Genomic DNA, 24,431 nt, shown 5'->3' on the forward strand with positions numbered 1-24,431 from the left:
CCATCAGCCGCCGCATCAGGGGTTCAGGCCGTGATCGGTCTGCGGTCCGAAGCTCTGCACTTCCTTGTTGACCAGCACGCCGCCCTCTTTCTCCACCTTGCGCAGGTAGACGTTCTGCGTGATGTGGCGCGTCTTGGCGTCGATGCGCACCGGGCCGCGCGGGCTTTCCCACTGCAGCTCGCGCGCCGCGGCCAGGGCCTTGGCGCCGTTCTTCTGGCCGCCGGTGGCCTCGATCATCTTGTGGATGACGTGCATGCCGTCCCACGCGCCGACCGAGGCGTAGTTGGCCACCGCCGCCGGGTTCTGTTTCTTCAGCGCGGCGACGAAGGCCTTGTTCGCCGGCGAGTCGTGCGCGCCGGAATAGTGGAACGCGGTCGTGAGGCCGAGCGCCGAGTCACCGAACTTCTGCAGGTCGAACTCGTCCGTTTCCGAGGTGCCCAGGAACTGGATGCCGGCCTTGGCCAGGCCGTTCTCGTTGTAGGCCTTCACGAAACCGAGATTCGGCGGGCCGCCCGGCAGGAAGGTGTAGACCGCCTGCGCGCCGCTGGCGCGGATGCGCTGCGCGAACGGGCCGAAGTCCGTGGTGGCGATGGGCATGCGGATGGTCTCGACCACCGTCCCGCCCTGCTTGACGAATTCGCTCTTGAACGCCGCTTCACCGTCCAGGCCCGGGCCGTAGTCCGTCACCGCCGTCACCACCTTCTTGATGCCCTGCTTGGCGGCCCACTGGGCCAGCGGCACCGTGACCTGCCACAGCGTGTAGCTGCTGCGGATGAAGTACTCGGACTTCTCGGTGATCGACGAGGTGGCCGCGTTGAAGATGACCGTGGGCGTCTGCGACTGCTGGATCAGCGGCGCGACCGCGAGCGCGTTGGGCGTGAAGACAAAACCACCCAGGTAATCCACCTTGTCCTTGACGATCAGCTCCTGCGCCAGCACCCGCGTCTGGGCGGGGTTCGGGCCGCCGGTGTCGCGGTAGATGAACTCCACCGACTTGCCCGCGAGCTTGCCGCCCTGGCTGGCCACATAAGCCTCCACGCCGGCCTTGAACAAGGTGCCGTAGTGCGCGAACGGGCCGGAGAACGGGCCGATGACGCCCACCTTGATCGCCGGGTCCTGCGCGTGGACGGGCGCGGTGGACAGGACGGCGGCCGCCAGGGCCGTGCCGCAGAGAACGCGTCGTGAGATGGACATGTCTGTCTCCTGGTTGTTGCGCCACTCGGGGGAAATGGCATCGGTGTTGACGGCTCGAATTATGGTTGTATTGCCAACCAGTTGCAATATCAACTAAATACGGGTTTACCCTGAACAGCGTTCGGTGGACCGGCTAAGCTCGCCGCCATGCCCGCAATGAACTACCTGCTTTTTGACGCCAGCGACGACGGCGAAGGCACCGGCACCTGGGACGCCATGGCCAGCGTGCGCGCCGCGCAGCTGCCCGACGTGATGACCGAGGTGCGCGCCGTGCTGGACTGGGCCGAGACCCACGCGCCAGGCCCGCGCGGCCCGCTCGACGAGGGCGGCGCCTGGGACGCCGACGAGCAGGTGCGGGCGGACGGTGAATGGACCACGGTGACGCTGACGGTCACCGGCCCCTGGGCCTGGGGCGAGGCCCTGCTGGCGCACTTCGCGCCAGCCGATTGAAGGCCCCGCAGCGCTAGCGCGCCTTCGCGGGCGCCAGCACGGGCTCGAGCCGGCCTTGCGCCATGAGTTCGTCGAACCACACGCGGTAGCCCGCGTCGCTGGGGTGCAGGCCATCGGCCGCGTTGAGCTCAGGCCGCTGGGCGAACGGGTCGTCCGCCTTCTCCTTGAACAGGTTCACGTACACCGCCCCGTGCCGCGCCGCGGCCTCGCGCACGATGCCATGCATCGAACGGGCGCGCGAGCTCATGAGCCAGGACACCGGTGCGAAGAAAAAGGGCGCGTTGCCCACGTTGCCCGCCGGCATGAGCAGCACGCGAGTGCCGCGCGCGCGGGCGAGCACGGCCACGCGCTCGATGTCGGCGCGCACGCCGTCGAGCGCGCGCAGCCGGATCACGTCGTTGCCGCCGGCCTGCACCAGCACCAGGTCGTGGCGTGCGGTGGCGGCCTCGAGTTGGCCGATCACCTGGGCGAAGGTCGCGCCATCGCTGGCGCGGTTGTCGATGTGCAGCCTCGGGTAGGCCTGCGCCAGCAGGCCGGCCAGGCTGTGTCGCGGGTCGCTGGCACCGGTGCCCACGCCGGTGCTGTCGCCCACGATGAGCAGGCGCAGCGTGGCGTCCGCCGGGGCCTGCTGCAGCGGCTCGCTGCGCTGGGCCAGCTCCCGGGCCTGGCCCATGCGCCAGACCGCGCAACCCGAGGTCGCGAGCAGCACCACCAGCAGAACGGCGATGAGGGTGGGCAGCACGGGCCAGGACGGGGAACTCATGCGGCCCAGTCTATGCCCCGGCGTCGCTGGCGCGTCAACGGCCCGGATTTGGCCCTTCGCGGCGCCGCGACAATAGCGGGTTGCCCCATGTTCATTTCCCGACGCGCAGGAGACGCTTTCCGATGATCCATACCCACAAGGCCCTGGGCGGCATGGTGGTCGCACCCCACCACCTGGCGGCACAGGCCGGGCGCGATGTGCTGCGCGACGGCGGCAACGCGGTCGAGGCCATGGTGGCCGCCGCCGCGGCCATCGCCGTGGTCTACCCCCACATGAACGCCATCGGTGGCGACGGTTTCTGGCTGATCCACGAACCCGGGCAGCCGGTGGTGGCGATCGACGCCAGCGGACCGGCCGCCGCGCTGGCCACGCGCGACTTCTATGCCGGTGCGCAGGAGATCCCCGCGCGCGGCCCCACCGCCGCGCTCACCGTGGCCGGCACCCTCGGCGGCTGGGCCGAAGCGCTGAACCTGGCCGCGCCCTGGGGCCAGGCCCTGCCGCTGGCGCGCCTGCTGGCCGACGCGATCCGCCACGCGCGCGACGGCGTGGTGGTGAGCACCAGCCAGTCTGCCCTGACCCGGCAGAAGCTCGACGGCCTGAAGGACGCACCGGGCTTCGCCGCCACCTACCTCGTGGAAGGCCAGCCGCCCGAGCCCGGCCACCTGCTGCGGCAACCCGCGCTGGGCCAGACCCTGGCCACGCTGGCCGAACGCGGCCTGGACGACTTCTACCGCGGCGAGCTGGGCCGGCGCATCGGTGCCGAGCTGGAGCGCCTGGGCAGCCCGCTGCGCACCACAGACCTCGCGGCCTACCGCGCCAAGCGGGTCCAGCCGCTCGCGGTGCGCCTGAAGGACAGCACGGTCTACAACCTGCCGCCGCCCACGCAGGGCCTGTCGGCGCTGATGATCCTCGGCCTGTTCGACCGCCTGGGCGTGAGCGAAGGCGAGGGCTTCGAGCACCTGCACGGCCTGGTGGAGGCCACCAAGCGCGCTTTCCGCGTGCGCGACCGCGTGGTGACCGACCCGGGGCGCGTGCCGACCGACCCGCAAAGCCTGCTGGAGGCCGCCTCGCTGGACACCCTGGCCGCGCAGATCGACCCGCGCCAGGCCTTGCCCTGGCCCGACCCGGCCGCGCCGGGCGACACCATCTGGATGGGCGCGATCGACGCCCAGGGCCGCTCGGTCAGCTTCATCCAGAGCGTGTACTGGGAATTCGGTTCGGGCACCGTGCTGCAGGACACCGGCATCTGCTGGCAGAACCGCGGCACCAGCTTCTCGCTCGACCCGCAGGCGCTCAACCACCTCGAGCCGGGCCGCCAGCCCTTTCACACGCTCAACCCCTCGCTGGCGCTGTTCGACGACGGCCGCGTGATGCCCTACGGCACCATGGGCGGCGAAGGCCAGCCGCAGACGCAGGCCGCGGTGTTCACGCGCTACGCGCGCTTTGGCCAGCCGCTGCAGCAGGCCGTGAGCGCGCCGCGCTGGTTGCTGGGCCGCACCTGGGGCGACAAGAGCACCACGCTCAAGCTGGAGCGCCGCTTCGACCCGGCCCTGGTGCAGGCCCTGCGCGACGCCGGCCACGTGATCGAGGAACTGCCCGAGGCCTTCAGCGACACCATGGGCCACGCGGGCGCGCTGGTGCGCCACCCCGACGGGGTGATCGAGGGCGCGGCCGACCCGCGCAGCGACGGCGGCGTGGCGGCGCTGTGAGGGCCGCTGCAAGCCCCGGCGCGGGTGAGCGCCTGATGTTCATCGACCTGCTCAAGGCCGTGGGCTCGCAGCTGATCGTGCTGCACCACCTCGCCTTCTACGGCCCCATGTCGGACTGGACGCACCGGCTCGCGCCCGAGCTCGTGACCTGGTTCAGCCAGGACGCGCGCATGGCGGTGCAGGTCTTCCTGGTGGTCGCGGGTTTCCTCGCGGCGCGCAGCCTCGCGCCCGACGGCGTGCTGCGCGCCGCCTCGCCGCTGGGCCAGGTCGGCCAGCGCTACGTGCGCACCGCCCTGCCCTACATCGCCTCGCTGCTGGTCGCCATGCTGTGCACCGAACTGGCCCGCCTGTGGATGGCGCACGACTCGCTTTCTGCGCCGCCCGGGCTGTGGCAGTTCATTTCGCACGCGCTGCTGCTGCACACCCTGCTGGACGTGGACTCGCTCTCGGCCGGCGTCTGGTACGTGGCGATCGACTTCCAGCTCTACGCCCTGCTGCTGGGCCTGCTCTGGCTGGCGCGCCGCCAGCACGCGGCCGGCGCCTGGGCGCAGGCCCTGGTGGTGGTGGTGGTGGCGGCCTCGTTGCTGCACTTCAACCGCGAGAGCGACTGGGACAGCTGGGCGCTGTACTTCTTCGGCGCCTACGGCCTGGGCGCGCTGACCTGGTGGGCCACCCACAGCGACGAGGCCTGGCGCAGCGGCCGCTGGCTGCTCGGCGCCCTGGTGGCGATGACGCTGCTGGCGCTGGCGATCGACTTCCGCGAGCGCATCGCGCTGGCGCTCGCGGTGTGCCTGGCGCTGGTCTGTTCGCAGCGCCAGGGCTGGCTGTTCACCTGGCCGCGCAGCCGCGTGGTGGCCTACCTGAGCCGCATCTCCTACGCGGTGTTCTTGCTCAACTTCCCCATCGCGCTGGTGGTCAACGCGCTGTTCACGCGCTACGGCAGCGCCGACGCCGAGGTGCAGACGATCGGTGTGCTGCTGGCCTGGCTCGCGTGCAACGTGGCGGGGGCGCTGTTCCACCACGCAGTGGAACAACCGCTGGGCCGCATCGGGCGCCGGCGCGAGCCGGCCCTGCCCGGGACGGCGCCGCTCAGCGCCCGGTGAAGCGCGCGGCGCGCTTGGCCTGGAAGGACAACACGCCTTCGCGCGCGTCCTCGCTGTTCGCCAGGCGCCGCTGCGTGGCCTCGAATTCGTCGGCCGCCGCCATCGGCCCTTCCTCCACCGCCTTGAGCGCGTTGAGCCGCGTGGCCACCACCGCGAGCGGCGCCTGCTGGGCGATCGCCTGCGCGATGCGCAGGGCCTCGTCGAGCTCTCTGCCGGCGGGCACCACGCGCTGCACGAAGTGCAGCCGCAGCGCCTCGGCGCTGTCGAACACGTCGGCGGTCAGCAGGTGCAGCAAGGCGTTGCCCAGGCCCGCGCGCTCGGCCATGCGCAGCGTGGCGCCGCCCGTGGCCATGATGCCGCGCTGCACCTCCAGCTGAGAGAAGCGGCAGTCGTCGGCCGCGACCACGATGTCGGCCGCCAGCATGAGCTCGATGCCCAGCGTGTAGGTGATGCCTTTGACCGCCACCACCATCGGCTTGGTGCGCCGACGCAGGCCGGGGCGGCCCAGGTTGAGCGGGTCCACCAGGCCCTCGGCGATGGCGCGTTCGCCGCGCTGCATCAACGGCGCGAAGCTGGGCAGGTCCAGCCCGGCGGTGAAGTGGTCGCCCTCGGCGTGCAGCACGCCCACGCGCAGCGCGGGGTCGTCGTCGAGCCGGGTGTAGGCCTCGGCGAGGGCCTGCAGCATGGCTGGCGTGAAGCCGTTGCGCTTGGTCGCGCGGTCGATCGCGATCAGCAGCACGGGGCCTTGCACCTCGGTGCGGATGCGGCCTTCGGAAGGGGGTGTGAGTGCGTCGTCGTTCATGCGACCCATGGTAGTGAGGCGGGGCGCTGCGCTTGTCGCTGAGGCGTCATACACTGCGCCATGCCCGCCCCCACGATCGACCCCGGCCGCTGCCCGCTCTGCGGCGCCGACAACCGCTGCGCGATGGAAATCCAGCGCGAGACCGGTGAACCCCAGCCGCCCTGCTGGTGCGTGGACGCGACCTTCAGCCCGGATCTGTTCAAGCGCATCCCCGAGGCCGCGCGCGGCCAGGCCTGCATCTGCACGGCCTGCGCGGCCCAGGCCCTGCGCGCGGCGCGCGAAGCGGCCGGCTAGGGCTCGCGCGGCGGTTGGTCCGCCTCGGGCGGCGGCACCAGCGGCGGCGCGGGCGCCGCGCTCAGGCTGTGCAGCCACTCGCGCCAGATCGCCACCAGCAGCGCCATCAGCACCGGGCCCACGAACAGGCCGACGAGGCCCATGGTCTTCACGCCGCCCACCAGGCCGAAGAAGGTCGGCAGGAAGGGCAGCTTCACCGGCCCGCCCACCAGGCGCGGGCGCAGGGTCTTGTCCACGATGAAGAGCTCGATCGAGCCCCAGGCGAACAGGCCCACGCCGGCCCACAGGTGGCCCGAGCCCACGAGGTAGAGCGAGACCAGGCTGAACGACAGCGGTGCGCCGCCGGGGATCAGCGCCATGAAACCGGTGGCCACGCCCAGCAGCACCGGCGAGGGCACACCCGCCACCCAGTACGCCACGCCCAGCACCACGCCCTCGCCGATGGCGATCAGGCCCAGGCCGGTCACGGTGGCGCTCACGGTGGCCGGCACCACGCGCGAGAAACGCTGCCACTGCAGCGGCAGGATGCGCTCGCCGATGGTGTCGAGCTGGCCGGCGATGCGCGCGCCGTCCTTGTAGACGAAGAACAGCGTGATCAGCATGAACAGCACCGTCAGCGCGAGGTTGACGGCATCGCCCGTGGCGCTGAGCACCATGCGGTAGATGTTGCCGATGTGCTGGCCGCTGAGCAGCTGGATCCAGTCGCCCAGCGCGTGCGGCTCGCCCAGGTGCTCGCGCCAGTAGGTGGCCAGCGTCTCGCCCACCCAGGGCAGGGCTTCGATCCACTGCGGCGGCGGGGCGCCGTAGCGGTTCACGTCCAGCAGCCAGGCCACCAGCCCACCCGCCTCCTTCAGCGCGTAGTGCAGGGCCAGGCTCAGCGGCACCACCAGCACCACGACCACCACCACCAGGGCCAGGCTGGCCGCCAGCGCGGTGCGCCCGCCGCAGGCGCGCACGCCCCGGCGGTACAGCGGCCAGCTGGCGAAGCCGATGATGAGCGCGGCCAGCACCGGCACCAGGAAACCACGGAAGAAGTAGACACCGGCCGCCACGATCAGCAGCAGCAGGCCGCGAATGATCAGTGAAGCGTTCGGGACAGGTGGCATGGAGGGAGAAGGGCGCGGAGAGAGACAAAAAGACCTGGGGCAATATACCCGACCCCCTACGGTGCCCGATGACACGCGCCCGTTCGCGGCCCGGCCCGCAAAGGCGCTAAGCTTGACCGTCACCACGGCACCCACCCCATGAGCCCACCGCCCGACCATTCCCTGCCCGCTTTGCGCGAACGGTACGGCGAGCGTTACCGCTGGCTGCTGCTGCTTTCGGTGATGGTCGGCACCATGGCGGCCATCATGTCGTCCACCATCATCAACGTGGCCATCCCCGACATGAGCCACCACTTCGCACTGGGCCAGGAGCGCGCGCAATGGGTGACCTCGGGCTTCATGGTGGCGATGACGGTCTCCATGCTCACCACCCCCTGGATGCTGGCGCGCTACGGCTACCGCCGCACCTACGTCGGCTGCATGTGGCTCCTGATGGCCGGCGGCCTGGCCGGCGGCTTCGCCAGTACCTACCCCCTGGTGCTGGCTGCGCGCGTGGCCGAGGGCCTGGCCGCGGGCGTGGTGCAGACCATCCCGGCCATCATCATCCTGCGCGCCTTCGCGCCCAACGAGCAGGGCCGGGCCAGCGGCATCTTCGGCATGGGCGTGGTGCTGGCACCCGCCGTGGGACCCAGCATCGGCGGACTGCTGGTGGACGGCTTCGGCTGGCGGTCGATCTTCTTCATGGTGGTGCCGTTCTGCCTGGCCTCGTTCTGGCTGGCCCACCGCTTCGTGCCCACCTCGTCGCCGGGCGGCACCAGCGCCAATCCACAGGGCAGCGGACTGGACTGGCGCGGCCTGCTGCTGGCCGCCGCGGGCACCCTGTGCCTGCTCAACGGGCTGGTCGAACTGCACGGCGGCACCGCCACCGCGGCCGGTGCGCTGCTGGGGGGTGCCGTGCTGGCCCTGGTGGCCTTCGTGGCGCTGGAGCGCCGCACACTGCAGAACCGGCGGCAGCACCCGGACCAGGGCGTGGACCCGCTCATGAACCTCTCGCTATTCAAGAACCGGCTGTTCACCATGGGCAGCATCGTGGCCTTCATCTATGGCATCGCCCTGTTCGGTTCCACCTACCTGCTGCCGGTCTACATGCAGAGCGGCCTGGGCCTCTCGGCCTCCCACGTCGGCACCATCCTGCTGCCGGCCGGGCTGGTGCTGGCGGTGGTCATCGCGGGGGTCGGGCGCCTGGCCGACCGGCAGCCCACGCGCCGGCTGGTGAGCATCGGCCTGCTGCTGCTGAGCGCGTCGTTCGCCCTCATGGTCACCATCGACCCCGGCCGGCCGGCGCAGATCATCCCGCTGCTGGTGACCTGGGCCATCGTGGGCCGCATCGGCCTGGGCTTCATCCTGCCCTCGCTCAACATCGGCGCCATGCGCGACCTGGACCGCGCGGACATCGCACAGGGCGCCAGCGTGATCAGCTTCCTGCGCATGCTCGGCGGCTCGGCCGGCGTGAGCCTGTGCGGCATCGTGCTCGAATGGCGCCTGGCCGCGCATGGCGCGCAACTCGCCACCGGCGGCGTCGCCACACCGGCGCGCGTGACGGCCTTCGAGGAGACCTTTCTCATGCTGGCCGCCATCTGCGCGCTGGCGCTGACCGCTGCGCTGAGACTGAAGGCGACGTCCAAGCCCCAGGCGTCACAATAAACACCATGTGCCAACTGCTCGGACTCAACTGCGCCACGCCGACCGACGCGGCCTTCAGCTTCACCGGTTTCTGCCAGCGCGGCGGCAAGACCGACCATCACGCCGATGGCTGGGGCATCGCCTTCTTCGAAGGCAAGGGCCTGCGGCTGTTCGTGGACCACCAGAGCGCGTCCGACTCGCCGATGGCCGCCTTCCTGCAGCAGTACCCGCTCAAGAGCCGCAACATCATCGCCCACGTGCGCAAGGCCACCATCGGCGCCGTGGCGCTGGAAAACGCCCACCCCTTCGTGCGCGAGCTCTGGGGCCGCCAATGGGTGTTCGCGCACAACGGCGACCTCAAGGACTACGCGCCCACGCTGCACAGCCACTTCCGCCCGGTGGGCACCACCGACAGCGAGCGCGCCTTCTGCTGGCTGATGCAGGAACTCGCCAAGTCGCACGCCGGCCTGCCCGACGTGCGCGAACTCACCCTCACGCTGCGCGAGCTGGTGCCGCAGGTGCGCCAGTTCGGCACCTTCAACTTCCTGCTCTCCAACGGCGAGGCCCTGTGGGCCCACTGCAGCACCAAGCTGCACTGGCTGGTGCGCCAGCACCCGTTCGCCCAGGCCACGCTGATGGACCAGGACTGGACGGTGAACTTCGCCGAACTCAACCACCCCGGCGACCGCGCCGCCGTGGTCGTGACCACGCCACTGACCAGCAACGAACAATGGACCGCCTTCGAGCCCAACGAGCTCAAGGTGTTCGTGGACGGCCTGCCCCTGCCGTGATTTCCCGGATGCGCGGGGCCCGGCCCCGGGCTACCATGGTGTTTCCAACATACCCCCAGGGGCATTTCGCCCAGCCCTGGCGGCGCTCGCAACCAAGGAGACACCCATGCAAAGACGACACCTGATGGCCGGTGGCCTGGCCGCCGCGGTCCTGCCCCCGTTCGGATTCGCGCAGGGCCTGGAGAAACCCAAGGTCACGATCGCCGTGGGCGGCAAGAACCTGCTGTACTACCTGCCGCTGACCATCGCCGAACAGCTGGGCTACTTCAAGGCCGAGGGGCTGGACGTGACCATCGTCGACTTCGCGGGCGGCTCGCGCGCGCTGGCCGCGGTGGTGGGTGGCAGCGCCGACGTGGTCTCCGGCGCCTTCGAGCACACGGTCAACATGCAGTTCAAGGGCCAGCCCATGCGCGCCTTCGCGCTGCAGGGCCTGGCGCCGCAGATCGTGCTCGGCGTCAACCCCAAGACCATGGGCGGCTACCAGGCCATCACCGACCTCAAGGGCAAGAAGATCGGCGTGACCGCGCCGGGCAGCTCGACCAACGTGATGGTCAACTTCGTGCTCGCCAAGGCCGGCCTCAAGCCCAGCGACGTGAGCATCGTCGGCGTGGGCGCGGGCAACGGCGCGGTGGCCGCGATGCGCGCGGGCCAGATCGACGCCATCAGCAACCTCGACCCGGTCATCACCCTGCTGCAGCGCTCGGGCGACCTGAAGATCATCTCCGACACGCGCATCGTCGCCGAGTCGGCCAAGGTGTTCGGCGGCCCCATGCCGGCGGCCTGCCTCTACGCGCCCCAGCCCTTCCTGGACAAGAACCCCAACACCGCACAGGCGCTCACCAACGCCATCGTGCGCGCCGACAAGTGGATCCAGGCCGCCGGCCCGGGCGACATCATCAAGGCCGTGCCCGAGAGTTACCTGCTGGGCGACCGCGCGGTCTACATCGACGCCTTCATGGCCGCCAAGGGCGCGCTCTCGCCCGACGGCAGCTTCCCGGCCAAGGGCGCGGACACCGCCTTTCGCGCGCTGGCCAGCGTGGACGCCGAACTGGCCAAGGCCAAGCTCGACCTGAACGCCGTCTACACCAACAGCTTCGTGCAGAAGGCCAACGCGAAATACCCGAAGGGTTGATGTGACGAGTCCAGCCGCGATCGACCTGCAGGGCGTGTCCTGCACCTTCATCAGCAAGGACGACCCCGGCCAGCGCTACACGGCGGTGCAGAACGTCACCCTGACCGTGGGCGCGGGCGAGTTCGTGAGCGTGGTGGGCCCCACCGGCTGCGGCAAGAGCACGCTGCTCAACGTCGCGGCCGGCCTGCTCGCGCCCAGCACCGGCAGCGTGCGGGTGTTCGGGCAAGCGCTGCAGGGCATCAACACGCGCGCCGGCTACATGTTCCAGACCGAAAGCCTGATGCCCTGGCGCACCGCCTTGGGCAATGTGATGGCGGGCCTGTCGTTCCGTGGCGTGGCCGAGGTCGAGGCGCGCGCCCAGGCCGAGGACTGGCTGCGCCGCGTGGGCCTGGGCGGTTTCGGCGACCGCTACCCGCACCAGATGAGCGGCGGCATGCGCAAGCGCGCCAGCCTGGCGCAGACCCTGGTGCTCGACCCCGACATCATCCTGATGGACGAACCCTTCTCCGCGCTCGACATCCAGACCCGCCAGCTGATGGAGAACGAGGTGCTCGAGCTCTGGGCCGCGAAGAAGAAGGCGGTGCTCTTCATCACGCACGACCTGGACGAAGCGATTGCCATGAGCGACCGCGTGGTGGTGCTCAGCGCCGGCCCGGCCAGCCACCCGATCGGCGAGTTCGCCATCGACATCCCGCGCCCGCGCGATGTGGCCGAGATCAAGACCAGCGCCCGCTTCGTCGAACTGCACGCCGCCATCTGGGCCGTGATGCGCGAGGAAGTGCTCAAGGGCTACCAGCAACAACTCAAGGTGGCCTGACCCCATGTGGAAGCACATCAAACCGCAGCCGTCCACGCTGCGCCTGTGGCAGCTGGCGCTGCTGGTCGCGCTCATCGTGTTCTGGTACCTGATGACCACGCCCGGGCTGGTGCCGCCCTTCATGTTCGAGAACGACCGTCAGGCCGCGTTCTTCTTCGGCGAACCGCTGCGCGTGGCCGAGCGCATCTGGACCTGGTTCGTGCGCGACGCCGACATCTACCAGCACCTGGGTGTGACACTCACCGAAACCGTGCTGGCCTTTGCCATCGGCGCGGTCGGCGGCCTGGCCGGCGGCCTGTGGCTGGCGCTCTCGCCCATGGCCTCGGCCATTCTGGAGCCCTACATCAAGGCCATGAACTCCATGCCGCGCATCATCCTCGCGCCCATCTTCGCGGTGTGGTTCGGGCTGGGCATCGCGAGCAAGGTGGCGCTGGGTGTGACGCTGGTGTTCTTCATCGTGTTCTTCAACGTCTACCAGGGCGTGAAGGAAGTCAGCCCGGTCATTCTGGCCAATGCGCGCATGCTGGGCGCGAGCCAGAAGCAGCTGCTGCGCCACGTGTACCTGCCCAGCGCCACGAGCTGGGTGTTCAGCTCGCTGCACACCTCGGTGGGCCTGGCCTTCGTGGGCGCGGTGGTGGGCGAGTACCTGGGGTCGAGCCAGGGCGTGGGCTACCTGATCCTGCAGGCCGAGGGCAGCTTCGACATCAACACCGTGATGGCCGGCATCGTCGTGCTCACGCTGTTCGCGCTGGCGCTCGACGCGGCCGTGGGCCGGATCGAGAAGCGGCTCATGAAATGGCAGCCGCGCAGCGGCGAGACCGAGAAGCTCTGAGGCCCGGGGTCTATTTCATCCCGGGGGCCGAGGTGCTGTACGAGCGGCGCACCGGCGGGGCGCTGTTCGATGGTGCCGGGTTGTAGCCACCGGCGCTGCTGGAGCGGGCACGCGACGCCTCCTGCTGCTCGAGGTGGGCATTGAAGCGATCCACCCAGTCGTTGGCCTCGGCGCGCAGGGTGCCGATGTCGCGGGACTGATTGCGCCGGTCGCTGCGGGCTTTTTCGAACGCGGCGATGCTCGCGGGCGTGGCAACCGCAGCCACGCGGTCCCAGCTGGCATCCGGCAGGCAGCCCGACGCGGCGTGCACGGAGCAGCGGTAACGCGCCGACCCGGTCACCAGGGCGACGGCCTCGTCGGCATTGAAGTCGCTGCCGCTGGTGTGTCCCATGGCCGCCTCCGTGAACGCGTTCTCGGCCCGGCTCTCCAGGCGATCCAGACAGGTCCGGTATTCATCGAGTCCCGTCTTGGCGGCGTTCCATTGGGCCTGGTTCGAGGGCATGGCGCGGTCGAAGGTCCCGCACACCTGGCGCGCCGATTTCGACGCGCGCGCCTCGTCCAGGGCCATCTTCAAGGCAGGCAGGAACATCTGGTCCAACGGCGCCTTGAGGTGGGTCGAAGGCGAGGCCTCGACGCGGGCGCGGGCGGCCTTGTAGGCCCGGTCGACCTCCTCCGGCGTGCGGGCCACCAAGGTGTCGATCTCGGCCAGCGCGGGGCTTTGCGCGTCGAGTTTCGCCACATGCTCGCGCACGCCCTTGAGGCATTCCGTGCGCAGGTTCCTGTCCTGCTGAACCTCAGAACGCAGGTTGGCGGTCAGTTGCACGTCCGTGGGCGACTTCAGCGCGATCGCCACGAACTCCTGATCGGTGACTTCGATGCCGCAGGTGCGCAAGCCCACCTGGGCATACCGCATGGCCTCCTGGGCCTTTTCGGCCGCGGCCTTGGCCGCCAGATCGCGCTCGAGCGGCAACCCGGCATTCACCCACCCGCTGTTGCCCGCGCGCAGCCAGTAGAGCTTGCGGTAGCCGGCGTCCACGGCCCGCTGCACGGCGAACACCGACAGCTGGCAGCGGTCATGGTGGCAGTAGAAAAGCATGGGCGTGTCCTTCTCGCCCCCGGTGAACCGCTGAAAGGCTTTGGCGTACGCCTGGCGGATCTCGTCCGAATCACCGGCCACCTGGGGCATTTCGACCAGGGTGCCCGGGAGCTTGTCCTGCGTCCGCATGGCCGCGACCACGGCCAGCCCGAGCCCCATCTGCTCGATCATGCAGTGGGCCTCGCGCGGTGAGATGGTGATGGCGCCGGGCACCTGCAGCGGCATGGCGCCTTCGGGAACCGGTGTGCCCTTGGCGACCGCGGCGCGCGCCTCGCGCCCGGGCTGGCACTGCTGCTCGGCCGTGGTCAGCCGATCGCCGCGCGATTGGGCGGCGGCAGGCCCAGCGCTGAACAGCGCGGCAACAAGAACGGCGGCCAGGGAAATGTGCAGTTGCATGGTGCTCCGATCGGGTCGATGGCCCTGTCGCGCCATGGGCGTCGCGCACGGGCAAGGGCGATGCGGCATTTTGTAACAAGCTCATTGCCCCGCTGCCCATCCATTCCGATGAAGTGCGAGAAATGCCACGCTGTGCGGCTTGTGGCGGGCGCTCGAAGCGGCCGTGGGCCGCATCGGGAAGGGGCGACGGGTCAGCCGGCCGGGCGCCCGAAGCAGCGCTGGACGAAGTTCAGACAACCCGTGCTCAGGCGCGAAAGAAGGCCCGGTCGAAGCACCCTTGGCGGCGGGGACAGCTGTGGCTCGGCATGCACCTGCACCAAGGGCACGCCCTGGCGAGAGATGAATTTCTGCTGGCTGCCGTTGAGGTCGTCCTGGTCCTTCTTCTCGCCGCGGTCAAGGAGGTTCAGGCGAACGGGGGCCTGGTGGGCGCTGGCGCTTCGGACAACTTCCTGAGCGAAGGCATCTTCTGCCGGCACCTCCCGGACCTTCTGCTCTTCCTGGGCGTCCTCGTAGTTCTTCACCATCTCTTTCGTGAATTCTCTGAATTGCGTGTCTTTCATCAAATCCGTGACCCCGTGCAGGGACGTCCCACCGGGTGGAATGGAAACACTGGACGAGGGGAAGCTGGTGTTCATGGGGTCGTTGCCAGAAAGCTGAAGGGCCTCGACTGGGTGAATCTCATCTCCGAAAAGTTCAGCGCCCCGCGCTTGTAACCAAAGCCGCTTCGGGCGCTACCACCTTCGTTTGACACCGTACAATTTTGGACTGTCCACTGCCCGAGCATCCCGGCCATGAACCCAGACCATCCAGGCGCCGACCACCAGACCTGTGACGTGCTCGTGATCGGTGGCGGGCCCGCCGGGTCCACCGTCTCTCCCCTGCTGGCCAGCAAGGGCCACCGCGTCGTGATGCTCGAGAAGGCGCACCACCCGCGCTTTCACATCGGCGAATCCCTGCTGCCGGCCAACCTGCCTCTGCTGGAGCGCCTGGGTGTGGCCGACGAGGTGCGCGCCATCGGGCAGCACAAGCCGGGCGCCGAGTTCGTCTCGCCGCACCACGCGCACACCCAGACCTTCGAGTTCGCCGACGCCTGGGACAAGTCCATGCCTTACGCCTACCAGGTCAAGCGCGCCGAGTTCGACGAGATCCTGTTCCGCAACGCGGCCCGAAAAGGCGTGGAGGTGCACGAAGGCTGCAAGGCGCGCTCGGTGGAGTTCCTGCCCGACCGCACGGTGCGCGTGCACGCCGAGCACGACGACGGCCGCACCAGCGTGTGGAACGCGAAATTCCTGGTGGACGCCTCGGGGCGCGACACATTTCTTGCATCCCGTTTCAAGATCAAGGAACGCAACCCGAACCACAACAGCGCGGCGGTCTACGGCCACTTCGCGAACGCGCGCCGCAACACCGGCGAGGCCGAGGGCAACATCACCATCTTCTGGTTCGACCACGGCTGGTTCTGGTTCATCCCGCTCACGGGCGGCGTCACCAGCGTGGGCATGGTGACCTGGCCGTACCACATGAAGACGCGCGCCGGCCGCAGCGTGGAGCAGTTCCTGATGGACAACGTGGCCACCTGCGCGGGCCTGGCCGAGCGCCTGAAGGACGCGCACCGGGTGGCGCCGGTGGAGGCCACCGGCAATTTTTCCTACGCCGCGCAGCGCAACCACGGCGACAACTACCTGATGCTGGGCGACGCCTACACCTTCATCGACCCGGTGTTCTCCTCGGGCGTGTGGCTGGCCATGAACGGCGGCGAGCTGGGCGCGCAGACGATCGACACCTGCCTGCGCCAGCCCGCGCAGGCGCGCGCGGCGCTCAGGCGTTTCGACCGCCACAGCCGCCACGGACCCAAGGCGTTCTCGTGGTTCATCTACCGCGTGACCAACCCCATCATGCGCGACTTCTTCATGGGCCCACGCAACATCTTCCGCGTGAAAGAAGCCCTGCTGTCCACGCTGGCGGGCGACGTGTATGGCGGCGCGCCGATCGGGCGGTCGATGCTGGCCTTCAAGACCCTGTACCTGCTGGCCAACCTCACCCAGCCGCGCCGCGCGTTCAACGCCTGGCGCAAGCGCCGCTTCAACATCCGGCCCGCGGACGAAACCGCCCTGGCCCGCACGCCGTGAGCTTGCAACACACCATCAGCCGGGCGTCCGCCGCGCCCGCCAACGGCGAGGTGCTGGGCGGCATGTCGATCGGGGAACCGAAGGACCTGGGCCCGATGGCCTGGCCGCACCAGCCCCTGCGCGCGCCCGTGCTGCCCGCGGGCGCGCCAGCGGTGCACGAGCACTGGCGCGTGGACGGCCCACTGCGCCAAGGCCGCGACGAGGGCATCCACTGGTGCCGCAACGCCGAACTGCTCTATGGCGTAATCGAGTTGGATGAGGCCGAACAGGCCCCCACGGCCGGGGGCGGCTCGCCGCTGCAGGCGGCGAGCCGAGTGCTCTACGAGCGCCTGTTCCGCCTGCTGCGCGCGCAGGGCACGCCGCACCTGTGGCGGGTCTGGAACTACATGGCCGACATCAACGGCGAGTCGCACGGGCTGGAGCGTTACCGCCAGTTCAACCTGGGCCGCTACGAAGCCTTCGTGCACGCGCAGCGCGAGACCGGCGGCCAGGTGCCCGCGGCCTGCGCCATCGGCGTGGCCGGTGGCCCGCTCTCGGTGGCCTTCCTGGCCGGCCGCTCGCCGGTGGTGCCGCTGGAGAACCCGCGCCAGGTGAGTGCCTGGCGCTACCCCTCGCAGTACGGGCCGCGCGCCCCCACCTTTTCGCGCGCCGCGCTGGCCTACCCGCGCGGGCGCGAGGCGCTGTTCGTCTCGGGCACGGCCAGCATCGTGGGGCACGCCACGGTGCATCCCGGCGATGTGGCCGCGCAGTGCGAGGAGACCGCGCGCAACATCGAGTGCCTGGTGCAGGAGGCCAACCGCGTGGCGCGCTCGGGCCGGCCGTTTTCGTTCAACGGCCTGAGCCACCGCGCCTACGTGCGCCACGCCGCCGACGTGGACACCGTGCAGCGCACGCTGCAGCCGCTGCTGCGCGGCGCTTCGCTGGTGTGCGTGCAGGCCGACATCTGCCGCGCCGACCTGCTGGTGGAAATCGAGAGCCAGGCCATCCACCCGCTGGGGTCGCCATGAGCACGGCGGCGACCCGCCCGACCTCGCTGCTGTGGAGCGTGTACGAGCACCTCGCGATGGTGGTGGGCCTGAGCGCGCTGGCGCTGGTGTGCCTGAGCTGGACGCCACCGGCGCTGGCCCTGTACCCGCTGTTGCCCCGGCCGCTGGGCCGCTGGCTCGGCCGCCAGGCCATCATGCGCGGCTTTCGCCTGTACGTCGGCATCCTGCGCCTGCTGTGCGCCTGCCGCTTCGACCTGTCCGAGATCGATGCGCTGCGCGACCAGGGGCCCATGGTCATCGCGGCCAACCACCCCTCGCTGCTCGACGCCGTGCTGATCACCTCGCGCCTGCCCAACGCGGTCTGCTTCATGAAGGCCGACCTGATGGACAACCCGCTGCTCGGCGCGGGCGCGCGCCTGGCGCGCTACGTGCGCAACGACAACCTGCTCACCGCCGTGCTGAACTGCCGCCGCGAGCTGCAGCAGGGCGCGCAGGTGCTGATCTTCCCCGAGGGCACGCGCACGCGCGGCTACCCGGCGAACCCGATCAACCCGCTCTCGCGCTCCACCGCGCTGATCGCCGCCCGCGCCGAGGTGCCGGTGCAGACGCTGATCGTGGAGTTTTCCAGCCCCTACCTCGGCAAGGGCTGGCCGATCTGGCGCCGCCCCCTGCTGCCGCTGACCTGCCGCATCCGCCTGGGCCGGCGTTTCGAGGCGCCACGCAACCCGGGCGCCTTCACGCAGGAGCTGGAAGACTATTTCCGTGCCATGCTCGACCCCTCTTCCCCACCGATGGCGTCGTCCGCCGCCGCCTGATCCATGCCCGTTTCCAGCACCACGCACCTGGTCCTCATTCCCAGCTACAACCCGGGCCGCAAGGTATTGGCCACGGTGCGCGCCGCGCGCGCGCAATGGACGCCCGTGTGGGTGGTGGTCGATGGCAGCACCGACGGCTCGGCCGACTGGCTGACCGAAGAGGCCGCCAGCGACCCCGGCCTGCGCGTGCTGGTGCTGCCCGAGAACCAGGGCAAGGGCTCGGCCGTGCTGCACGGCATCACGGTCGCGGCGCAGCAGGGCTTCACGCACGCGCTGACCATGGACTCCGACGGCCAGCACCCCGAAACCCTGATCTCCGACTTCATGGCCGCCTCGCAGGCCGAGCCCGAGGCCATGGTGCTGGGCAAGCCGGTGTTCGGTCCCGAAGCGCCCCTGGTGCGCGTGCTGGGCCGCAAGCTCTCGAACGGCTGGGCCAACCTGGAAACGCTGGGCTTCGGCATCGGCGATTCGCTCTACGGGTTTCGCGTCTACCCGATCGCGCCGCTGATGCGCGTGATGCACGGCACGCGCTTCATGCGCCGCTTCGACTTCGACCCCGAGGCCGTGGTGCGCCTGAGCTGGGCCGGCGTGCGGCCGATCAACATCGATGCCCCGGTGCGCTACTTCACGCCCGAAGAGGGTGGCGTCTCGCATTTCAACTACCTGCGCGACAACCTGCTGCTCAGCGGCATGCACACGCGCCTGTTCACCGGCTTCGTGCTGCGCCTGCCCCTGCTGCTCTGGCGGCGCCTGACCGGCTGACAACCACCCCGCCATGAACACCACCGAGATCTTCCTGATCGCCATGGCGATCATCTTCACCGTGCCGTGGCTGATCTGGCGGCTGGGGCGCACCGACTACTGGGCGCCGCTGGTGGTGGTGCAGATCGTCACCGGCATCCTGCTCGGCCCCGGCGTGCTGGGCAAGGCCTTCCCCGAGTACCACGCCTTCGTCTTCAACCCGGCGGTGATCCAGTCGCTCAACGGCATCGCGTGGTGGGCCGTGATGCTGTTCGTGATGATCGCGGGCATCGAACTCGACCTGCGCCAGGCCTGGAAACACCGGCGCGAGAGCGGCATCACCGCCGGTCTGGCCCTGGGCGCGCCGCTGCTGCTGGGCAGCGCGGCCGCGCTGGTGATGCTGGGCATGCCGGGCTGGATGGGCGCGTCCGCGCGGCCCTGGCAGTTCGTGCTCGGCGTGGGCATGGCCTGCGCGGTCACCGCGCTGCCCATCCTGATCCTGCTGATGGAGAAGCTGCAGCTGCTGCGCCAGCCGCTGGGCCAGCGCATCCTGCGCTACGCGAGCGTGGACGACATCGCGATCTGGGGCGTACTCGCGCTGATCCTGATGGACTGGCAGCGCGTGGGCAAACAGGGCGCCTTCATCCTCGCCTTCATCGTGCTGAGCTGGGCCTTCCGACACCTGATGCGCCGCCTGGCCGAAGCCGACCGCTGGGCCGTCGCGCTGATCTGGCTCGCGGTCTGCGCCTTCGGCGCCGACTGGTCGGGCCTGCACTACATGGTGGGCGCCTTCCTGGCCGGTGTGGTGATGGACGCCGACTGGTTCGACCAGGACAAGCTGGACCAGCTGCGCCACCACGTGCTGCTGGCGATCATGCCGGTGTTCTTCCTCTCCACCGGCCTGCGCACCAACTGGGACGTGGGCGGTGCGGCGGTGTTCGGCATGGCGGCCCTGCTGCTGCTGGCCTCGGTCAGCGGCAAGCTGATCGGTGTGCACCTGGCCGGCCGCGTGCTGAAGTGGCCGCCGGGCGAGGCCTCCCTGATCGGCTGGCTGCTGCAGACCAAGGCGCTGATCATGATCATCTTCGCCAACATCCTGCTGGACAAGCAGGTGATCACCAGCGAGACCTTCACCGCGCTGCTGCTGATGGCGGTGGCCAGCACCATGCTCACGGTGCCCATCGTGGAGCCCAAGCTGCGCGGCGCTGCGCGGGGCGCCAGCGCGCTGCGCCATCCCTGACGGCAGGCTCAGAACTGCAGGAAGCTCACGCCCGCGCCCAGGCTGGTCTGGCGGAAGTTGTAGTCCGACAGCGTTTCGCCATAACCACTGAACAGCTGCACGTACCAGCGCAGCCCATTGGGTTGGTCGCGCACCACGGGGTAGGTCCATTCGAGCGACGTGCTCCCGCGGTTGCCACCGCGCAGCGTACTGCGGTGCAACAGCGACGCGGTGTGCACCCCGCTCGCCCACCCGAGGTTGAACTCCGCCTTGCCCCGGTAATCGATGAGATCGGGGTTGTTGTCGGTCTCTTCGCGCTCCCGCAGGCGCTTGTTGAGTTTCGTCGTGAAGGTCCAGTTGCCGCGCTCGAAGCCGGCACCGAGGTACACCCGGTTCCAGCTGCGCGACAAGGGATCGGACTGCCCGTTCGACTGGTGCGCCAGGCCCAGCTGGGTGAAGCGCCATTGCCAGCCCAGCGGCAAGGCGCGGAACTGCGGCGCGGTGGGCACCACGTAGATCAGCTCGGGCTGGTAGTCGGTGTTGCGAAAGGGCCGCGAGTCGGCGTGGTTGTAGACCTGCCACATCGTCTGCAGGGTGAAGGCTCCCCACAGGTCGCCCCCGGGGAAACCGACATCCTGCAGGAACTTGGTGCGCAGCGACAGCTGGAATTTCGCCTCTTCCCGGCGATCGTCGGGCGCGGTCACGGCCGCCTGCGTCGGCGACTGGGGCGAGCGGTTGATGCGGGAGGTGACGTGCACGGGCAGCACGTAGTTCGGGTGGTAGCCGACGAAATTGAACACACCGCGCTTGTCGGCCGGGTCCAGTTCCCAGAACTTGGCCAGAAGGCTGCTGGAAGAGGCCGGAGCGGCCGCCGGGGGCAGCTGCCCGCCCGACTGCGACAGCAGCGAGGGGGCTGGGTCCGCCGTGGCCGCTTCGCCCCCGAACGGTTGCTGCGCCACCGGGGCGGCAGGCGCTGGCGCGCGACCGGCGAGCTTGTCGTAACAGGTCAGGCGGTCGGCCGCGGCGCCGATGGCGGCGCAGGCCTCCAGCGTGGGGGCGTCTCGGTCTGCGCCTGTGCGGGCAGGCCCGCGGCGAGGCCGCACAGCAGGATGAACGGGGAGAGGTTTTCAGGTTTCACAGGCAGGCCCTCAGCACATCGCACCGTTGATGGAGATCACCTGCCCACTCACGTAGGCCGCCTTGTCGGACACCAGAAACGCCACCAGCTCGGCCACCTCGTCCGCGCGGCCCGCGCGCTGCATGGGCACCAGGCGTTTGATGGCCTCGGCGTCGAAGGCGCCTTCGATCATGTCGGTCTCGATGATTCCCGGGGCCACCGCATTGACGGTGATGCCCCGGCTGGCGAGTTCGAGCGCGAGCGACTTGCTCGCCGCGTGCAGCGCGCCCTTGGCGGCCGCGTAGTTGACCTGCCCCCGGTTGCCCATGAGGCCGGCGATGGACGAGATGCTCACGATGCGGCCCCAGCGTTTCCGGATCATGGGCATGGTGAGCGGCTGCGTCACGTTGTAGAAGCCGTTGAGCGAGACATCGAGCACGCGGTCCCACTGCTCGCCGCTCATGCCGGGGAAGACGGCGTCGTCGTGGATGCCGGCGTTGTTCACCAGGACCTGGATCGCACCCGCCTCGGTCAACGTGGCCAGCGCGGCGGCGGTGGCCACGCGGTCGGTCACGTCGAAGGCCACGGCCTCGGCGCTGCCGCCACTGTCGCGGATGGTCGACGCGATGGCCTGGGCCTTGTCGAGCTGGCGGTTGGCGTGCACGATCACGTGGTGGCCGTCGGTGGCCAGGCGCTGGCAGATCGCCGCGCCAATGCCGCCGCTGCCGCCGGTGACGAGGGCTCGTTTCATGGCTGCGGGTCCTTGTTCGGGTTCAGGGAGTCGGCGTCGAGCACCACGGCCGCGCGCCCTTCGAGCAGGCAGCGGCCGGCGTGGCCCACGGTGAAGCGGTAGAGCACGTTGGAGGCATCGCCCGAGAGGCGCTCGGCGCGCACGTCCAGCGCGCCCGGCAGGTCGTCGAGCCGCTCGGCGTGCAGGGTGACGCCGCGCACGCTGGTGAGGTAACCCTGGCGCGGCGCGGCCTCGGTGCCGGCCACCAGCGCGCCGTGCACCGCCATGGCCTGGGCCGCGTACTCGATGCCATTGGCCGCGCCCAGGCGGCCGTGCGCGCGCAGCGGGTGCGCCGGGTCGGCGTGGCCCACGGCGCGGCACACCACATGATCGGCCGACCACTCGGTGACGGCGTCGAGCAGGCACATGGTGCCCTGGTGCGGGATGCGGGCCGCGATGTCCTCGTGGTCCAGCGTGGCCGGGCTCACTGGCGTACCTTCGCCCTGCGGGCTGCGGTGCGAGCTTGCTTGGGAACGGCCCGGCGCTGCGCTCATGCGGGGTCGATCCGGACCGCGAGCCGCAGGCCGGGCAGGTAGTCGATGCAGACCTCGCCGCTGCGGCCTTGCGCCAGGCGCTCCAGCAGCGGCAGCGAACGCAGCGCGGGAATGGCCGCGCGCAAGGGTTCCAGCGTGGCGTGCTCCAGGGGCCGCGCGGGCGATTCGGTGGTCTGCACGGTGATGCGCGCCAGCGCCTGCGGCGAGGGCTCGCACTCCAGCCGCAGGGACACGCCCGCGCAGTCCGGCACGGGCCGCTTGGCGAACAGGGGTTCGGGGTACTCGCTGTCGTAGGTCAGCAGCAGCGTGGCCTGGCGGTCCAGCACCACCTGGCCGAGCGCGTCGATCAGGCCGGCGCCGAAGCTGCCGTCGTGGGCGCACAGCACCTGGCACGGCGCCATCGACTTCGTGGCGATGCCCCAGTACCCAGCGGGCGCGTTGTGCACCGAGTTGTGGAAGCGCGTGGGCGAGATGTGGCGGTCGTCGGTGGCGAGCTGCTCGCACAGCGCGTGGCAGTTGTGGCCGTCGGAGCCCGAAGCGCTGAACACCGTGGCCAGGGTAGCGACGTCGGCACCGGCCGCGGCCTCCAGGCCGATGCCCAGCGCGAGCTTGATCACACGGCTGGCGCGGCGGCGCTCGGCCGGTGGCAGCAGGCTGGGCGTGGGCAGCACGGAGGGCGCGGACGCCCAGGCCTGCTCGCCGCGCAGCACGGCGCGCGCGCTGGGCCAGTCGGGCAGGCCCGGCGCGATCAGGCCGATGCCGGTGATCCAGGCGGTCAGGGGTGCGTTCATGCCTGCGCCCTCCCGAGCACCAGGCTGCAGTTGCTGCCCCCGAAGCCGAAGGAGTTGGTGAGCGCGTGGCGCAGCGCGGCGGGCTCGCTGTGCAGCTGGTAGCGCAGCGGAATGGCGGGGTCGAGTTCGCGCGTGCCAGGGCTGCCGGGCACGACACCGTCGACCAGGGCGAGCGCGCACAACACGGCTTCCACCGCACCGGCCGCGCCCAGGGTGTGGCCGGTGGCGCCCTTGGTGGACGAACACGGCACGCGGTCGCCGAACACGGCGGCCACGGCCTTGCCTTCGGCGCTGTCGTTGGCCGGCGTGGCCGTGCCGTGCAGGTTGATGTAGTGGATGTCGTCCGCGTTCAAGGACGAGGACCGCAGCGCGGCCTCCATGGCCAGCTTCGCGCCCAGGCCTTCGGGGTGCGGCGCGGACATGTGGTGCGCGTCGCTGGACTCGCCCGCGCCCAGCAGCCACACGGCCTGCGCGTCGGGGGCGTCAGCGCCGCGCTCCAGCAGCGCGTAGGCGGCGCCTTCGCCGATGGAAATGCCGTCGCGCCCCGCGTCGTAGGGTCGGCAGGGTTCGGTGGACGTGAGTTCGAGCGAGGCGAAACCGTACAACGTGGTCAGGCACAGCGAGTCCACGCCGCCGACCAGGGCCGCGTCGATCGTGCCCAGCTCGATCTGGCGCGCGGCGGCGGCGAACACCTTGGCGCTGGACGAACACGCGGTGGAGATCGTCATGGCCAGGCCGGTGATGCCCAGGTGTTCGCGCAGGAACTCGCTGAGCGAATACGGGTTGTGCGTGGTGGCGTAGCTGAAGGCGGCGGGCAGCGCGCCGCTGGCGGGGTCGCGCTGGCGATAGGCGAGCTCGGTCTCCAGGATGCCCGAGGTGCTGGTGCCCATGAAGACGCCGACGCGGCCCGCGCCATGGCGCTGCACGGCGGCGCGCACGCGGTCTTCGAAACCATCGGCGCGCAGCGCGAGCAAGGCCAGCCGGTGGTTGCGGCAGTCGTAGGCGGCCAGCGAGGCGGGCAGCGCCTGGGCGTCCACGCCCTGAATCTCACCCACCCAGGTCGGCAGTTCCACGGTTTCGAAATGGCAGGGCCGCAGCCCGCTGCGGCCCTGGCGCACGGCCTCGCGGTGGGCATCGAGTCCCACCCCCAGGCAGGTGGTGGCGGTGTAGGCGGACAGCAGCAGGGGCTTCACGGGCAGGGGGCAGAAACGGGGTCGGGCATTGTCTCAGATGGTGGCAGG

Annotated in this window: 25 protein-coding genes; 14 read left to right on the forward strand and 11 right to left on the reverse strand. The window is 70.2% G+C overall.

What is annotated here, in order from left to right:
* Positions 1–15 precede the first annotated feature (15 nt).
* Positions 16–1,194, reverse strand: coding sequence for an ABC transporter substrate-binding protein (locus tag ABSY19_RS11710; protein ID WP_291117322.1), 1,179 nt, complete (start codon positions 1,192–1,194; stop codon positions 16–18).
* A 147-nt stretch (positions 1,195–1,341) separates the two neighbouring features.
* On the opposite strand from ABSY19_RS11710, the gene ABSY19_RS11715 reads away from it, so the two are divergent.
* Entirely contained in the window at positions 1,342–1,644 is a 303-nt protein-coding gene (locus tag ABSY19_RS11715) for a hypothetical protein (protein WP_382162873.1), read from the forward strand.
* Positions 1,645–1,657: 13 nt separating this feature from the next.
* Here ABSY19_RS11715 and ABSY19_RS11720 read toward each other — a convergent pair whose 3' ends face one another.
* Entirely contained in the window at positions 1,658–2,407 is a 750-nt protein-coding gene (locus tag ABSY19_RS11720) for an SGNH/GDSL hydrolase family protein (protein WP_382162875.1), read from the reverse strand.
* A 122-nt stretch (positions 2,408–2,529) separates the two neighbouring features.
* Here ABSY19_RS11720 and ABSY19_RS11725 point away from each other — a divergent pair, with 122 nt between their 5' ends.
* Positions 2,530–4,116, forward strand: a complete 1,587-nt coding sequence (locus ABSY19_RS11725; protein ID WP_382162878.1) for a gamma-glutamyltransferase family protein — start codon at positions 2,530–2,532, stop codon at positions 4,114–4,116.
* A 35-nt stretch (positions 4,117–4,151) separates the two neighbouring features.
* Positions 4,152–5,219 (forward strand): acyltransferase family protein, encoded by a 1,068-nt coding sequence (locus ABSY19_RS11730; protein ID WP_382162881.1) that lies wholly within the window; start codon positions 4,152–4,154, stop codon positions 5,217–5,219.
* On the opposite strand, the gene ABSY19_RS11735 is transcribed toward ABSY19_RS11730, so the two are convergent.
* The gene (locus ABSY19_RS11735) at positions 5,206–6,021 is read right to left on the reverse strand and encodes a crotonase/enoyl-CoA hydratase family protein (protein ID WP_382162883.1); all 816 of its coding nucleotides are present in this window, start codon (positions 6,019–6,021) and stop codon (positions 5,206–5,208) included. The genes ABSY19_RS11730 and ABSY19_RS11735 overlap by 14 nt on opposite strands.
* Positions 6,022–6,081: 60 nt before the next feature.
* Between ABSY19_RS11735 and ABSY19_RS11740 the strand changes: the two genes are divergently transcribed.
* Entirely contained in the window at positions 6,082–6,315 is a 234-nt protein-coding gene (locus tag ABSY19_RS11740) for a cysteine-rich CWC family protein (RefSeq protein ID WP_382162885.1), read from the forward strand.
* Here ABSY19_RS11740 and ABSY19_RS11745 read toward each other — a convergent pair.
* A complete protein-coding gene (locus ABSY19_RS11745) occupies positions 6,312–7,421 on the reverse strand; it encodes an AI-2E family transporter (RefSeq protein ID WP_382162887.1) in 1,110 nt (369 codons plus the stop codon). The two genes, ABSY19_RS11740 and ABSY19_RS11745, sit on opposite strands and share 4 nt — an antisense overlap.
* Positions 7,422–7,559: 138 nt before the next feature.
* Between ABSY19_RS11745 and ABSY19_RS11750 the strand changes: the two genes are divergently transcribed.
* From ABSY19_RS11750 to ABSY19_RS11770, 5 genes are all read left to right on the forward strand, one after another.
* Positions 7,560–9,065 carry an MFS transporter gene (locus tag ABSY19_RS11750; protein WP_382162890.1) on the forward strand — a complete coding sequence of 502 codons (1,506 nt, stop codon included), beginning with the start codon at positions 7,560–7,562 and terminating at the stop codon, positions 9,063–9,065.
* Positions 9,066–9,070: 5 nt separating this feature from the next.
* A complete protein-coding gene (locus ABSY19_RS11755; protein ID WP_291117293.1) occupies positions 9,071–9,835 on the forward strand; it encodes a class II glutamine amidotransferase in 765 nt (254 codons plus the stop codon).
* A 106-nt stretch (positions 9,836–9,941) separates the two neighbouring features.
* Positions 9,942–10,967, forward strand: a complete 1,026-nt coding sequence (locus ABSY19_RS11760; protein WP_382162893.1) for an ABC transporter substrate-binding protein — start codon at positions 9,942–9,944, stop codon at positions 10,965–10,967.
* 1 nt (position 10,968) lies between these two features.
* Positions 10,969–11,784, forward strand: coding sequence for an ABC transporter ATP-binding protein (locus tag ABSY19_RS11765; protein ID WP_382162895.1), 816 nt, complete (start codon positions 10,969–10,971; stop codon positions 11,782–11,784).
* Positions 11,785–11,788: 4 nt separating this feature from the next.
* Positions 11,789–12,616 (forward strand): ABC transporter permease, encoded by an 828-nt coding sequence (locus ABSY19_RS11770; protein ID WP_382162898.1) that lies wholly within the window; start codon positions 11,789–11,791, stop codon positions 12,614–12,616.
* A 10-nt stretch (positions 12,617–12,626) separates the two neighbouring features.
* Here ABSY19_RS11770 and ABSY19_RS11775 read toward each other — a convergent pair whose 3' ends face one another.
* Positions 12,627–14,108: a rhodanese-like domain-containing protein gene (locus ABSY19_RS11775; protein ID WP_382162900.1), complete on the reverse strand. Its 1,482-nt coding sequence runs from the start codon at positions 14,106–14,108 to the stop codon at positions 12,627–12,629.
* 191 nt (positions 14,109–14,299) lie between these two features.
* The gene (locus ABSY19_RS11780; RefSeq protein WP_382162904.1) at positions 14,300–14,743 is read right to left on the reverse strand and encodes a hypothetical protein; all 444 of its coding nucleotides are present in this window, start codon (positions 14,741–14,743) and stop codon (positions 14,300–14,302) included.
* 156 nt (positions 14,744–14,899) lie between these two features.
* Here ABSY19_RS11780 and ABSY19_RS11785 point away from each other — a divergent pair, with 156 nt between their 5' ends.
* The 5 genes from ABSY19_RS11785 to ABSY19_RS11805 are packed head-to-tail and all read left to right on the forward strand — an operon-like array spanning position 14,900 to position 20,019.
* On the forward strand, positions 14,900–16,237 hold the full coding sequence (locus ABSY19_RS11785) for an NAD(P)/FAD-dependent oxidoreductase (protein WP_382162907.1): 1,338 nt from the start codon (positions 14,900–14,902) through the stop codon (positions 16,235–16,237).
* A complete protein-coding gene (locus tag ABSY19_RS11790) occupies positions 16,234–17,244 on the forward strand; it encodes a hypothetical protein (RefSeq protein ID WP_382162909.1) in 1,011 nt (336 codons plus the stop codon). The genes ABSY19_RS11785 and ABSY19_RS11790 overlap by 4 nt, the downstream gene beginning before the upstream one ends.
* Positions 17,241–18,038, forward strand: coding sequence for a lysophospholipid acyltransferase family protein (locus ABSY19_RS11795; RefSeq protein ID WP_382162911.1), 798 nt, complete (start codon positions 17,241–17,243; stop codon positions 18,036–18,038). Before ABSY19_RS11790 ends, ABSY19_RS11795 begins: the two co-directional genes overlap by 4 nt.
* A 3-nt stretch (positions 18,039–18,041) precedes the next feature.
* A complete protein-coding gene (locus ABSY19_RS11800; RefSeq protein ID WP_382162913.1) occupies positions 18,042–18,800 on the forward strand; it encodes a glycosyltransferase family 2 protein in 759 nt (252 codons plus the stop codon).
* A 13-nt stretch (positions 18,801–18,813) separates the two neighbouring features.
* On the forward strand, positions 18,814–20,019 hold the full coding sequence (locus ABSY19_RS11805) for a cation:proton antiporter (protein WP_382162915.1): 1,206 nt from the start codon (positions 18,814–18,816) through the stop codon (positions 20,017–20,019).
* 8 nt (positions 20,020–20,027) lie between these two features.
* On the opposite strand, the gene ABSY19_RS11810 is transcribed toward ABSY19_RS11805, so the two are convergent.
* From ABSY19_RS11810 to ABSY19_RS11830, 5 genes are read right to left on the reverse strand one after another with little or no spacing between them, the layout of a single operon-like run.
* The gene (locus tag ABSY19_RS11810) at positions 20,028–21,101 is read right to left on the reverse strand and encodes a phospholipase A (RefSeq protein ID WP_382162917.1); all 1,074 of its coding nucleotides are present in this window, start codon (positions 21,099–21,101) and stop codon (positions 20,028–20,030) included.
* A gap of 45 nt (positions 21,102–21,146) precedes the next feature.
* Positions 21,147–21,866 carry a 3-oxoacyl-ACP reductase FabG gene (gene fabG, locus ABSY19_RS11815; RefSeq protein ID WP_382162919.1) on the reverse strand — a complete coding sequence of 240 codons (720 nt, stop codon included), beginning with the start codon at positions 21,864–21,866 and terminating at the stop codon, positions 21,147–21,149.
* Positions 21,863–22,399, reverse strand: coding sequence for a 3-hydroxylacyl-ACP dehydratase (locus tag ABSY19_RS11820; RefSeq protein ID WP_382162921.1), 537 nt, complete (start codon positions 22,397–22,399; stop codon positions 21,863–21,865). Before ABSY19_RS11820 ends, fabG begins: the two co-directional genes overlap by 4 nt.
* The gene (locus ABSY19_RS11825) at positions 22,396–23,190 is read right to left on the reverse strand and encodes a beta-ketoacyl synthase chain length factor (RefSeq protein ID WP_382162923.1); all 795 of its coding nucleotides are present in this window, start codon (positions 23,188–23,190) and stop codon (positions 22,396–22,398) included. The genes ABSY19_RS11820 and ABSY19_RS11825 overlap by 4 nt, the downstream gene beginning before the upstream one ends.
* The gene (locus ABSY19_RS11830; RefSeq protein ID WP_382162924.1) at positions 23,187–24,383 is read right to left on the reverse strand and encodes a beta-ketoacyl-[acyl-carrier-protein] synthase family protein; all 1,197 of its coding nucleotides are present in this window, start codon (positions 24,381–24,383) and stop codon (positions 23,187–23,189) included. Before ABSY19_RS11830 ends, ABSY19_RS11825 begins: the two co-directional genes overlap by 4 nt.
* Positions 24,384–24,431 lie beyond the last annotated feature (48 nt).

The sequence above is a fragment of the Hydrogenophaga sp. ANAO-22 genome, assembly GCF_042466645.1.
Taxonomy (GTDB): domain Bacteria; phylum Pseudomonadota; class Gammaproteobacteria; order Burkholderiales; family Burkholderiaceae_C; genus Hydrogenophaga.